The organism is Enterococcus wangshanyuanii (assembly GCF_002197645.1).
Classification (GTDB): Bacteria; Bacillota; Bacilli; order Lactobacillales; family Enterococcaceae; genus Enterococcus_L; species Enterococcus_L wangshanyuanii.
Genome location: NZ_CP021874.1, coordinates 3,199,513 through 3,212,786 on the forward strand (window position 1 = coordinate 3,199,513; position 13,274 = coordinate 3,212,786).

General features: G+C 35.3%; 11 protein-coding genes. 10 read left to right on the forward strand and 1 reads right to left on the reverse strand.

Annotation, left to right across the window (positions count from 1 at the left end; genetic code table 11):
* Positions 1 to 25: 25 nt before the first annotated feature.
* The 9 genes from CC204_RS15935 (at position 26) to CC204_RS15975 (ending at position 11,679) form a co-directional block, all read left to right on the forward strand.
* A complete protein-coding gene (locus CC204_RS15935) occupies positions 26 to 2,635 on the forward strand; it encodes a YfhO family protein (protein WP_088271063.1) in 2,610 nt (869 codons plus the stop codon).
* A complete protein-coding gene (locus CC204_RS15940; protein WP_088271064.1) occupies positions 2,632 to 3,609 on the forward strand; it encodes a DUF5067 domain-containing protein in 978 nt (325 codons plus the stop codon). The genes CC204_RS15935 and CC204_RS15940 overlap by 4 nt, the downstream gene beginning before the upstream one ends.
* Positions 3,610 to 3,641: 32 nt before the next feature.
* Positions 3,642 to 4,376, forward strand: a complete 735-nt coding sequence (locus tag CC204_RS15945) for a hypothetical protein (RefSeq protein WP_088271065.1) — start codon at positions 3,642 to 3,644, stop codon at positions 4,374 to 4,376.
* Positions 4,377 to 5,126: 750 nt separating this feature from the next.
* The gene (locus CC204_RS15950) at positions 5,127 to 6,275 is read left to right on the forward strand and encodes a coiled-coil domain-containing protein (RefSeq protein WP_088271066.1); all 1,149 of its coding nucleotides are present in this window, start codon (positions 5,127 to 5,129) and stop codon (positions 6,273 to 6,275) included.
* 18 nt (positions 6,276 to 6,293) lie between these two features.
* The gene (locus tag CC204_RS15955; protein ID WP_088271067.1) at positions 6,294 to 8,117 is read left to right on the forward strand and encodes a glucosaminidase domain-containing protein; all 1,824 of its coding nucleotides are present in this window, start codon (positions 6,294 to 6,296) and stop codon (positions 8,115 to 8,117) included.
* Positions 8,118 to 8,141: 24 nt separating this feature from the next.
* Entirely contained in the window at positions 8,142 to 9,383 is a 1,242-nt protein-coding gene (locus CC204_RS15960) for a hypothetical protein (protein WP_088271068.1), read from the forward strand.
* Between the two features lie 429 nt (positions 9,384 to 9,812).
* Positions 9,813 to 10,388: an aggregation-promoting factor gene (gene apf, locus CC204_RS15965; RefSeq protein ID WP_088271069.1), complete on the forward strand. Its 576-nt coding sequence runs from the start codon at positions 9,813 to 9,815 to the stop codon at positions 10,386 to 10,388.
* A gap of 260 nt (positions 10,389 to 10,648) precedes the next feature.
* Complete coding sequence (locus CC204_RS15970) at positions 10,649 to 10,861, forward strand: hypothetical protein (RefSeq protein ID WP_088271070.1); 213 nt, start codon at positions 10,649 to 10,651, stop codon at positions 10,859 to 10,861.
* Between the two features lie 29 nt (positions 10,862 to 10,890).
* Positions 10,891 to 11,679, forward strand: a complete 789-nt coding sequence (locus CC204_RS15975) for an LssY C-terminal domain-containing protein (protein ID WP_088271071.1) — start codon at positions 10,891 to 10,893, stop codon at positions 11,677 to 11,679.
* Positions 11,680 to 11,731: 52 nt separating this feature from the next.
* On the opposite strand, the gene CC204_RS15980 is transcribed toward CC204_RS15975, so the two are convergent.
* Positions 11,732 to 12,358, reverse strand: a complete 627-nt coding sequence (locus tag CC204_RS15980; protein WP_088271072.1) for a YczE/YyaS/YitT family protein — start codon at positions 12,356 to 12,358, stop codon at positions 11,732 to 11,734.
* 92 nt (positions 12,359 to 12,450) lie between these two features.
* Between CC204_RS15980 and yeiL the strand changes: the two genes are divergently transcribed.
* Positions 12,451 to 13,122, forward strand: a complete 672-nt coding sequence (yeiL, locus tag CC204_RS15985; RefSeq protein ID WP_088271073.1) for a transcriptional regulator YeiL — start codon at positions 12,451 to 12,453, stop codon at positions 13,120 to 13,122.
* Positions 13,123 to 13,274: the final 152 nt, after the last annotated feature.

Below are 13,274 nucleotides of genomic sequence, written 5' to 3' on the forward strand. Positions count from 1 at the left end.
AATAAACAACTTAAGCGAGGGAAATATGAAGAAGACAGTAAAAAAATGGATACAGGAAAATGGCGTATATCTTTTGTTAAGTATCTTATTGCCAATGCTGCTGATGGCTTTGGGTTATTTTTTGATAGGAATTTATCCTGGTAGTGAACGAACAGTCATGGCAAGCGATAGCTTTAGTCAGTATTCGAATTTTCATGCCAGTTTTAATAATGTTCTACATGGAAAGCAAAATATTTTTTATACATGGTATGGCTCATTAGGGCTAAACTATTGGGCTTTTTCAGCCTATTATTTAAATGGGCTTTTTACGCCGCTGGTTTTCTTTTTTGATAATCAGGCGATGCCGGAAGCGTTATATTTTATTACATTGGTTAAGTTTGGTGCAATGGGGGCAGCTTTTTGGGTCTTTTCAACTCAAACCTTCAAGCTGTCTAAATGGCTTCATGTATCTTTTAGTGTAGCGTATGCGTTGATGGCTTATACGACTGCTTATTCAGAGGTGATAATGTGGCTGGATGCATTTGTTTATTTACCATTGATTATTTTGGGTATTCATCGAGTCATGGATCAAAGAAAGCCCCTGCTGTTATTCGTTAGTTACTTATTATTGTTTCTTTCAAATTTTTACATGGCCTTTATGATCGGTGTTTTTAGTTTCATGTATTATTGTGTCCGTGTTCTGACCGATTATCAGCGCTATAAAAAGAGTTTTATCCCTTACTTAGTTCCTTCATTTTTAGCAGGCGGAGCTTCGATGATCACGATTTTGCCAACGGTGCTGGATTTAAAAAACAACGGAGAAGGCTTGAGTGATTTCAGTCAATTTTGGCAACCGGATACAGGTGCATGGGATTTAGTGACTAAATCGATGACTGGTGTTTATGATACGAGTAAGTTTGGCAGTGCCCCTTTTGTTTATATTGGATTGCTGCCGTTGATTTTCTGCTTATTTTATTTCTTAGATAAGAAAATCGCGTTGCGTAATAAAATTTTATACGGTAGTCTGTTTCTTATTTTGATTGCTAGTGTTTATATTGCAAATTTGAATTTATTTTGGCACGGGTTACATGCACCAAATATGTTTTTATACCGTTTTAGTTTCCTTTTTTCTTTTTTGATCATATTGCTTGCCGGATATAGTATTGAACAAATTGAAAAATCTGATGTAGAAAAAATCCTCAATAGTATTCTCTTGTTATTAGCGGTCTTTTTAGTTGCTTACTTCTTTGCGAATAAACAGCGGTACGATTATATTCAGCCAATGTCATTTATTGTTACGATTGTGCTGTTGGCGTTGTATCTGATTTTATTACTTGTATATAAAGAAGGAAAGTTAAAAAGGATAGTACCGATCATACTGGCTGTACTTATGATCGCAGAGGCAGGCTTCAATACAAAGGTCATGCTTGAAGGGATCAAAGAGGATTGGGGCTATGCTGGACGTAGGATCTATAATGGACAGTATGAGGATATCCAATCGTTAGTGGAAAAAACGAAGCAAGAGAATGACGATTTTTATCGCATGGAAAATTTGGATGCTGTTTCACGGAATGATAGTTTTAATTATGGCTACAGCGGAGTGACTATGTTTTCTTCAATCAGAAATCGTCATTCATCCAGCTATCTTAATAATCTTGGCTTTCGCTCTACAGGAAGTAATTTAAATATCGCGTATGAAAATAATACGCTGATCATGGACTCACTCTTAGGAATCAAATACAACCTTTCTAAGCAAGATGATCTTAATAAATATGGCTTTGATAAGATCTCCAGCAAAGGTGAATATAGCTTATATGAGAATAAAAATACACTTCCATTAGGCGTGCTTACAGACAAAGAAATTTATGAACCCGATGCAGTAAGTAATCAAACAGAATTGATCAAACATCTTTCTGGGATGGAAGAGGACTTGTTTAGTTTTGGAAATGTAAAAGAAGATACATTAGAAAATCTTGTTTTAGAATCTAGCGACGACAGCTTACTGTATGCAAAAGAAAATGTCACAGAACTTTCTTCGATCACATGGACAGTTGAAGTTCCAGCTAAAACACAAGCGTATTTAAGCTTAGTCGCAGCAGATCAAAGTATGATGGCAAAAACAGACGTGATCCTTGAAGTAAATGGAACGACAAGAAAAAGCAGTATCTTAGAATCAGGTCAATACTATGATCTTGGTTACTATCAAGAGGCGAAAACAATAAAAGTTAAAGCGAGCTTTGATTCTTCCAAAGCCCAAATCAGTCTTTATCAACCTGATATTGCGCTCTTAAATGTTGACCGCTTTGAATCTTCATTAGAGAAAATTAAAGAAAAAGGCGTAGGTTTTGATATTAGTGGTCGTAAAGCAAGTGCACAGGTTGACTTAACAGAAGACCAAGTGATTTGGACGACCATTCCATATGATAAAGGCTGGAGAGCTTATGTAGATGGTGAAAAAGTTGAGATTCCTACATTTAAGGAAGCATTTTTAACATTACCAGTTGCAAAAGGTGCACACACAATAGAGTTTGTCTTTTTGCCGCAAGGATTTGTTGTGGGAGCCAGTCTATTTATTTTCTGTATAGGGACATTTTTACTGTATTTAGTTTGGCTTAAAAAACAGGCTAACAAAATAGATAGGAGAATCAATGAATGAGAACTAAAATGATCTTACTCCTCGGTCTACTGCTGACACTTACAGGCTGTTCGGCTAAATTATCAGAGGAGCAACAAACATTTTCAGATCAAGGGATTACGTATTCGATCCAGTTACCTTCTTCGTGGGAAAAAGAAACAGATTCAAAAGAAAACTATGGTCAAAGTGCGGTATTTGCTGCAAAAGATAAAAAAAGCAACTCCGTGATGTTTATCAGTACAACAAGAAAAGATACATTGGATTTAAATGATTTTGGAAACAAAACCCGTAAGCAATTAGCCGCAACGTATCGTTACGAGGATGTTGAAGATGTCTATATGAAGGAATTTCAGTTAAAAGATTTTCCCGCGTATAAATATACTGTATTTACTCGATTTAAAGAAAAAGACGTCTGGGCTCATCTTTATTACATTGAAACCAAAACGGGCTTTGTTCAGTTGGTTTATTATTCAGCGGATGACAGTAATTATGAAGCTCGTTCAAAAATCATCGATCAATCAGCTCGATCACTACAAGAAACAAAAGTCGATCAATCGTATCAGGATCAGGCCAAAGAAGATACTGCAACAACTTCAGATAGTAATAGCGTTACTGTAAAAAATGCTGAGGTATCTTTTGAAATCAAAGGATTTAGAAAAGTAGCAGGCCAAAATGGAAAAACACTATTAGCTATCCGTTATGAAGTAGTAAACCTAGCTGAAGAAAAAATGACAGCCGATTCTTTAAAAACAGTGATCGACGTGAAGCAAAAAGAGGAACAACTAACAGAGACTTCACTGCCGGAAAATGAAAAAAATTCAGCTTTAGGATTATTGGAGCAACATCAACAGGATCTAGTGGAAAAAGATCAAACTGTAGAAGCTGTATTGGTTTATGAATTGAAAAAAACAACGGGTGATGTCGTCTTGAATTTCAATACAAAGAAATTCCCTGAACAAGATCCGGTTATTTTAGATCTAGACCTACTAAAATAACTGACTATTTATTAGAAAAGGGAGAATAATCAATGAACAGAAAAATAGCACTCCTGATTTTAGCCTGTGTATTCTCAGTCGCTGGGTGTAAAAAAGAAGAACAAGTATCGATAAATAAGGCAGATCAAGCAGTTAGTTGGCAAAAAAAGCAGGAAAAAAGCTTCGGGAAATTTGATTATCTTGATATAAGTGAAAAAGAAGCACAAAAAATAATGAAAGAAAAATTTGCAATTTCCCTGCCGGAACTATATACGTCCGCACTTCCGATTTTAACTGAGACTTTGCAAACACAAGAAAATGTCAAAGAAGAACCGGTTTATACAGTTGTCGCGACAGGTAATACATTAGTGATGAATGGGACTTATTCTTACAAGAACAAACAAGATGGCAAGTACTATTCTTATGCAACCATTGAAATGACCTATGAATTTGATGCTCAAAAGCAAATAACCTGGTTGAGCTCTCAAGACATCATGATTTTTAACTACCCTGAACAAGGTAAGGTGTATCTCAATGATCCGATGGAAGCTCTTGAAAAACTTGCAGTATTAACTAAAATAGAGGATCTTGATGAAAAAATAACTACGTTCAAGAAGAACATAGACCAGCCGACGGATGAAATAAAAGGGAAAAAACTCAAACTTGAAAATACACTGAAACAAGCTGAAAAAGATCATACAGTAGCAAGAAATATTGGGATGGATTTTAGTGAAAATGGCACGTTAAGTCTGATACGAATCTTTGTAAAGGACTATACTCAAAAATGATCATAAATATGATTTTTTTGTGAAAAAATTGAGTAGAAATGTTTTTTTACGTCACCTCATTTTTATGTCAAAATTTAAATTAATAACAAATAAAGATCTTTTTTTAGCAATGGAAGTGGACGGGGCGGGAAAATTAAGATTTAAAAGGGATGGTTTTTTGTATAGATAAGAAACTGTCCCTTTTTTTGTTTTTATTTTTTGAAGAGAAAGAAAGTCTAATCGTTATAACAATATTCACCTCTCTGTATAGGGAAGAAAATGACAAGTAAAGCAACTTATTGTTAATTTTTTGAAAGTTGCATCAATACATTTCTTTTTTTTGATCGATTATATGATTTAAAGTCAAAATGATAAAAAAACAAGAATTTCGACAGTTATTATATTATATTTTTTTCAAAGGAATTATTTGTGAAAAATAGTAATGGAAAAATAAGAATAAAGCCTCAATTCGGTTTGTTTGTTTGCAAGTTATCTGATAAAATAGAGGAAGGTAGGTAGATTTTTTATAGGTAAAATGGCGAATAGACTAATCAACATATGTTTGATTAGCAGACCTATGAGGAGAATAAGTAAAGAGTGCACATATGATTTGAATCAAAAGTAAATTTGGTTATTTTTATAAAATTGAAAACTACCGCACTGTCGTTATATTACATATATAGACAACCCACATAATTTACTTAGACGTTTGACGTTACAAAATAAAAATAATCAAAAGAAATAGTCCCATTTTTAGGAGGAAGTGAGCATATGCTAAAAATTTTTGGTAAAGGTAAAAAAAGAAAAAAATACGAAGATTACGATGAATATGATGATGAAGAGTACGATGACGAAGATTACGATGATGATGACTATGATGACGACGAAGATTATGATGATGATGACTATGATGACGACGAAGATTATGATGATGATGACTACGATGACGATGACGACGACGAAGATTATGATGATGATGACTACGATGACGACGAAGATTACGATGATGACGACTACGATGACGATGAAGATTATGATGATGACGATGACGACGAACCACGCTCATTATTCTCTTTAAAGAAGAAAAAAGCAACACCGGTACCACCAGCGCCTAGAAAAGCTAAACCAACAAAAAAACGACCACCTGTTAATGAAGTGATCGATGACGAAGAGTTGGAAGAGCTTCAAGAAGAAAATCTACAGCTTCAAAATGAACTTCGTGAATTGAAAGCTGAGTTGCGTAAGAGTAAGAGAGAGAATACGCAATTACAAAGTGAAGTTGAATCTGCTCAGCAAGTAAATGAGTCATTGGAAAATGAATTATCAATGGTTCAAGCTGTGCCAAAAGATTATGATGCGCGTATGGCTGAATTGGAACAAGTAAAAAGTAAATACAACAGCTTGTTACGTGAAAGCAACCGCCAAATTGACGAGAACGATTTAAACCGTAAAAAAGCAGAGCGTTTTGCAAATAAAGTTCGCCAGTATGAGCAGGAATTATTAGCGAAACAAGAAGAAATCGATAAGCTTTCAGAAGATCGTATTGTGATCATGGCTTCTGACACTCCAACTGATTCAGCGACCTATGAAGAATTGGCGAAAGTTCGTCAAGAACTAGAAGCAACGAAACGTCAACTAGCTCAAAAAACGATCGATGTTGATAACCAACTATCAAAAGAAGATATTGGTGAAGTGTTACTTGAAGCGAAAAAACAGGCCAAAGAGATCATTAATCAGGCAAATCAAAGAGCACAAATGATCAATGAAGAAACTAAGCGAAAAGCTGGCGTTTTAAAACGTTTGGAACGTGCAGAGCAAGAATACCAAAACTATTACAAACGTATTAAAGATGTGAAAGAAGAATCAGAACAAGCCTTCAATCAAATCATCAATTTAGTCAAAGAAGATCCATACCAATAAGAAAAGAGAGGACACAAAATGAAAAAAAGAAATCTAAACAGTAAAAAAATGCGCGTGTTAAGTGTTGGGTTGCTTACTTCGACTGCTGTCCTTTCTGTTAATGATGTTCAACCAATTGTTGCTAAAGAATCAGAAGATCATGTAACTGCAGGATCGGAAGAACAAGAAGACGTAGCAATTTTATCTTCAACGAGTGAATATGAACCAACAGAAAGTACAGTAGAAGGAATCGCAACAAGTTCTTCTACACAAGAAAGCAGTAGTGAGTCAACGGACGAAACGATAGAAGAAAGTACAACAGACTCATCTACAACAGACGAAACAAGTTCAAGTTCAACACAAGAGACAACCGATGAGACAAGTACGCCAGATACAAGCGATACAACAACTAGTACTACTAGCTCAACATCAAGCACTAGTTCCAGTAACAGCTCGACTTCAAGTACTAGTTCAAGTACAAGTTCAAGTACAACAAGCTCAACTACTACTCCGTCGAAACCAAAACCAAAACCGCAGCCAAGTAAACCAAAACCGGCTCCGAAACCAAGTACACCAACACCAGTACAGCCGCAGCAGCCGATCCAAGGACCGCAGCAGCCAATTACTACGTCGCCAACGAATAATGTTTCAATAGGCAGTACAACGACAGGTGCAAGCCCAGCTGGATCAAATCAGGTATTCCATATCAGTCCTAATTTGACAACTAAAAGTTTTGTCAAAGTGATCGGTGAAGATGCTCGTCAGATTGCTGGCGAAAACAATGTGTATGCTTCAGTCATGATCGCACAGGCCATTTTGGAAAGTGCATCTGGGAACAGTGCATTGGCTTCAGCTCCGAATTATAATTTATTTGGGATCAAAGGTAGTTATAAAGGGCAAAGTGCAAACTTTCTGACAAGTGAAGATGACGGTTCTGGTAGTATGTTTACGATTCGTTCAGACTTCAGAAAGTACCCATCTTACAAAGAATCGTTAGAAGATTACGTGAAGCTGATCAGAGGCGGCACTGATTTCAATAACTCTTTTTATAGTGGTACTTGGAAAACGAATACGAAATCATATAAAGACGCAACGAAATTTCTGACAGGGCGTTATGCAACAGATACAAGCTATAACGCAAAACTAAATGGTTTGATCGATGCGTATGATCTGACCCAATACGATACATTAAAAGATAACAAGAAAACGAAAAAAGCGAAGAAGATTTCATTAAATACTTCTTTTGAAAAATTGGAAAAACAAAATGATAAAGCTGATCAAAATATCGAGTACATAACGCATATCGTAGAAAAAGGAGAGTCTCTGAAGTCAATCAGTGAACTTTACAATATTTCTACTTTAGCGATCCTTGATAAAAATCAATTGGATCGACGTATGTTGTTTATCGGCCAAAAGTTAAGTATTCCAAAACAAGAAGAAAAAACAACTGTTGTAGTCAAAGAAGATGCTGTAGATCGTTCATTAGATATGGTGCAAAAATTATCTACTGCTTTTGCAGATAAAGAGACGACCCAATCATCAGAGAAAAAAGTAGCCAAATCAACAAAAACAGCGACTACTAAAGAGACCACAACAAAAGAAACTACTAAAAAAGAAAAAAATGCGACAAAAGAAACAGCAGATAGTTCAGTGAAAAAAGATACGAAAGATTATCAAGTAAGTGCAACACGTAAGAAGACGAAAGAAACCTATGAAGTGAAAAAAGGAGACACGTTAGCAAGTATCTCTAAAAAAACAGGTGTTTCTGTCTGGTCATTAAAAGAGTGGAATGACTTAGACCAATACTTCTTGACGGAAGGACAACAACTTATTTTGACCCCTATCTATGATCTTCAATCGTAAAAATTAAGAAAGGAGAATGGCTCAATGAATGATTTTTTTGATGTTTTTTTCCATCAACAGGCAATCCCATTCACTACTGGGACCGTTCTCTATCAAAAAGATAGTACGGAAGAAATAGTTGATGCATGTGAAGCGTTTTATGAAGATCGCACAGGAGAATTATTTACTTTTCGAGAAAATGATGAAATTTCTCGAAAAGTTTCTTCTCTGCCGCTTAAAAAGCATGTGGAGATCCAATTTTTTCAAGCAGAATTGAATTGGGATGTCTTATTAGAAGAACTGGAAGAACTATTCCCGCAGTTTGTTTGGACAAAACTTGTAGAAGAAGTTGAGGGTGCATTTAGTACATATTATTGTGAATTTATTCCGGTATCTTTAGAAACACAAGAGGAAGATCCTGTATCATTCAGTGTATCGACTAGTTTAGAGCAGATGGGCTTTACCAAAAGTCAGTCTGTCAGTAGTATTTTAGAGGCAAAGTTTCTTTCTATTTTTCAAGAAGAAGAAGGCGAACCTATTTCGGGAGAACCCCTGAGTTTTCCAGTAGAAGTGACGATAACTGAGTCAACAAAGGAAAAAGAGGAGCGTTCATCGTCTGAGGAAGAACCAATACTTGAAAGTATCGAAGAGAGCGAAACATTTTTTGATATAACTCCTGTGGAAGAAACGGATTCGTCGGTTCCTGCTCGTTCAGATGAAAGTGAAGTTTTATTTTTAAAAGAAAGTCTGAAACGAGAAAAAGCGTCAAAGGAACGCGTGCGGGTAGCAAAAGAAAAATTGGAGTACGAGCTGCTCGCCATAGAAAACAGTTTACTCGTTAGCGGATTAAAACGATTCAAAAAGCATCAAAAGTCATCGATCGATGAAGAAGACTGGTACAAGCCAGTTCGCATTGATTTGATTCAATACGACGATCTTTATAAAAAGGCGAAATTTATTGAACAGTCTTGGCGCTTGAATCGTCAATTAGTGACGATCACCGAAAAAATGACAGTAACAAAAGACCAATGGATCTATGAGCGTGCTCGAATCGAAAAGATCAAAAACAGTGTTTCTGAAATGGATCTACAATCTATGATGGAGCAATGCCATTTGATCAACGAGAGAGTAAAAATCAGACCTGGATTTTTATTTTTTAAACCAAGAGTAAAGTTATATCAAATCGATTATGAACAACTAGAAAAAATCAGTGCTTTTTTTGATATTATCCAAACTGAGAATCGTTTATTAGAATCTGTTATTGAACAAAAAGAATTTGAAGCATAAAGAATCTGGCTTTTAGCTACCGTTTATTAAAAATTAGAGACCGAGACAAAACTATTTTTTAGTTTTGTCTCGGTTTTTTGAGTGCTAAATAAACATGTCCCCCGTTTAAAAAATGAAAAAAACGTCAAAAAGAAGCTGGAATTCAAGAGGAAATTCTGTAATATTTCCAAATTTTTGTAATATAAGCCAATAATTTGAAAAGAAAAACGATAAAATTTCAGAAAAAATCATGATCTTTTTCATTGAGATGCTGAAACGAAAATCCAGTACGAACAGGTGTTTTACTCAGCTTTTTTTACAAACTGTTACGCAAAGCCAATACTCGTAACGAATTGTCATTGCTTTTTCACCTATGAAATATTTTTAGATGTTAAAGTATGCAAAGTCGATAAACAAACGACAAAATATTTTTCACAAAGGAGAAACAACATGAAATCACTTAAAACGATTTTATTAGCAACAACTTTGACTGCAGGACTTGGCTTTTTTATGGGAACGACTGACGCACACGCTGATAGCTTATATACAGTAAAAACTGGAGATACATTATCTACGATCTCTCAACAATTCAGTGGTGACAATAGTTTAATTGATTTAATCGCAAAAGATAATAAAATTACAAACATAAATATGATTTTTGAAGGAGAAGAATTGGTAATCCGTACAGCTGAAGAAGCTGGCAAGGATGCAACGCCAGTTCAAGCAACAGCAGCACCAGTACAAGAAGCAGCTGTGCAAGCTGAACCCGCAGCACCAGCTCAAGAAGCAACGACAGCGCCAGCAACAACTTCTTCTGCGAAAGAATGGATCGCGCAAAAAGAATCAAGTGGTTCATATGCTGCGACAAACGGTAGATATATCGGCAGATATCAATTAGATGCTTCTTATCTAAATGGCGATTATTCTGAGGCAAACCAAGAACGTGTCGCTGACAGCTATGTTGCTGGACGCTATGGCTCATGGGAAGCAGCACAAGCTTTCTGGATGGCTAACGGCTGGTATTAAGCAGATTAAAAAGTAACGTGTAGAAAAAGGAAGCAGAAGTAGATTCATTCATTGAGAATAACAGAGCTTACTTCTATTCCAACTATATATTTAAATTTAAGGTGTAAAACGAAGGTATAAAGATACTTTTGTTTTACCCTTTTTTTGTACAGAGAAGTTCATAAGCGACTTTTTTTCTAGTTATAAGTATAATTTAATTAGATCGATTCCCTCCTTTTCCGACAAAGGTTATCTAATTATGAATGAGAGGATGTAGTGAAATGCCAAAATTTTATAAAAATGTAAAGACAGGTGCTGTGATCACAGCGGAAGAATATCAAGAAAAGATCATGACCAATATGACTGAGACAAGTTCAGATCTAGGAACAATGGGAATGGGTTCCTATAGTAATTTTGTGAATGATGTATTTGAAGGAGAATTGGATAATTATAGTGAGTATGTTCCTTATGATCCAGAAGAAGAGAAGCAATAAGAAGTTGAAATCGGGAAAGGAGGGAGCTGATGAAAAAACAAACTCTTTTCAATAGCGCATTTAGATTGATTCGTTTCATTTTTATTGTGATTAGCGGTAGTTTGATTTATCAAGTATTATTTTCTGAAATTTTAACAAAAAAGACCCATATTTTTGCGTATATTCTTTTATGGTTATTTAGTTCATACCTAATTTTGCCTTTTATCAATAAGCTGATGACCGGCCGGTATCTTCCCAATTATTTTATTGGTCGTTCCAGAACTAGTGATGGTCTGCTAGGAGATCCAGTCAATCTTGCCTTTATCGGAAGTAAAGCAGAATTAGAGCAATTATTTATTGATAGCGGCTGGACTGTTGCCGAAAAATTATCATTGCAGTCAAGTGTAAAAATGATTTTAGCAAGTGTATTAGGGAAGTCCTATCCTAGTGCTCCTGTTAGTTCCCTATTTCTATTTGACAAACGCCAGGATATAGCTTTTGAAAAGCAAATCGAAAATAATCCACGAAGAAGACATCATGTCCGTTTTTGGCAAACACCAGAAAACTGGTATTTACCTGGAGGCAGACAAGCAGATTGGTTAGGAGCTGCAACCTATGATAAAAAAGTGGGACTTTCTTTTTTTACTGGTCAGGTTACGCATAAAATCAACTCAGATGTCGATAAGGAACGTGATTTTGTCTTGGATACGTTTGAAAAACCGAAACAACCTGTTTCTATTGAACTCGTTGAACATTTTACCACAAGTTATCATGGGAGAAATGGCGGCGGAGATGAAATATTCACAGATGGGGCATTACCTTTTATTAAAATGAAATAGTGGTGATAGAGGCGGACTTTTTTCTAAGTTCCACTTCTATCACCACTATTTTTTAGGCTTCCTGTTTAGTAAAGTTTATTTCATAAGCTTTTTTGGTAAATGAGATGACTCCAGATAATAAGAATAAGCTAATGATCGTTCCTTCTCTAACAAAAATCGGTAAATGATAAAACAGAGAGAGTGCTAGAGAAATAGAGACGGAAATAATATCGACGCCATATCGAAATCTAGAGAATGGAGCACCTGACATCTCAGATAGACGAATACAGACACTTTCGATCGGAAACGGCAGAATATTTAAAGAAATGACCATTCCTGTAGCGGAACCAGCAATCACGGTTCCAAGGACAAAGATTAATAGTTTCAAGAGATAATTATCAAGCTGCAATCCTCCGAAAACATTGTAAGAAAAGAAATTGATGATATTCCCCAAACATAAAATGGAGATAAACATTAAAGCATATTTCAAGGGTTCTTTCTTTTTACTCAATAAAATGTATGCTAGTAAAAATAGACTATTGAATAAAAAAGTGACTGTTCCGACTTTGATATTGCTGATAGAGGATACAGCTACATTAAGTGAATTGAAGCTGCTGACACCGATATCTGCTTTCAACGTTAAACTGATCCCAACCCCGCTAAGCGCATAAAATAGAATAGATGATAGAATTTTTTTCATGATACCCTCCTGTAATTATTGAACATTATAATAGTAATTTAATCGATAATGCTTCATAATAATAGGAGATATCTCACATTTTAGGAGGGCTTATGAAAATATATCCATTAAATCAATTAGAAATGCTAACTAAAAAAGACGCACAAGTGATCTTTGAAGAATTTCCAAAGCAAAGCTTAAAAGCAGCAAGTATTTTTGTCTATGAAAAGAATGAATATATCGTTCGATTTGATAAACCAGTCGAACAACTCTTTTTTATGATAGAAGGTCGGGCTAAAATTTATAAAATCCACGAAAATGGAAAGCGATCACTGCTTCAATTTTTGACAACTGGAGATTTCATTGGGGAATTGTCTCTTTTGGAAGTAGAGGATCAGGTTAAAGATGTTCAGACGATCGATCAGTGTATTTGTTTAGCGTTACCGTATCATAAAGTTAAACAAGAGTTGTTGGATGATAATCACTTTCTAAAAACGATCGCTAAATATTTGGGAAAAAAGGTTTTATTACGGGTGGAACATTTTTCGAATAATCAAAACTATGAATTAAAGCATCGCTTGGCAGCGTACATGCTGCAAACAGAAGTGGCAGGAAGTTATCAGGAAAAACATACAGAGACTGCGGAGTTTCTAGGAGTCAGTTATCGTCACTTGATCTATACATTCAATGAATTTCAACAATTAGGCTTGATAAAAAAGCAGGGTAAAAAATATAATCTAAATAGAACTAAATTAAAAGAATTAGCACTTGATTTAAGTATCTGACGGAAAAATATATAGTTAATAAAAAAATATAATTTGAAAAGTATATCATTCGCATTTATTGGAAAATTGATTTATTCTTTTAGTGACTGAATAGTAAAGGAGATGGATAGCTGGCTACGGAATGGATGCAGGGATGAGAACTTCATAAAGAG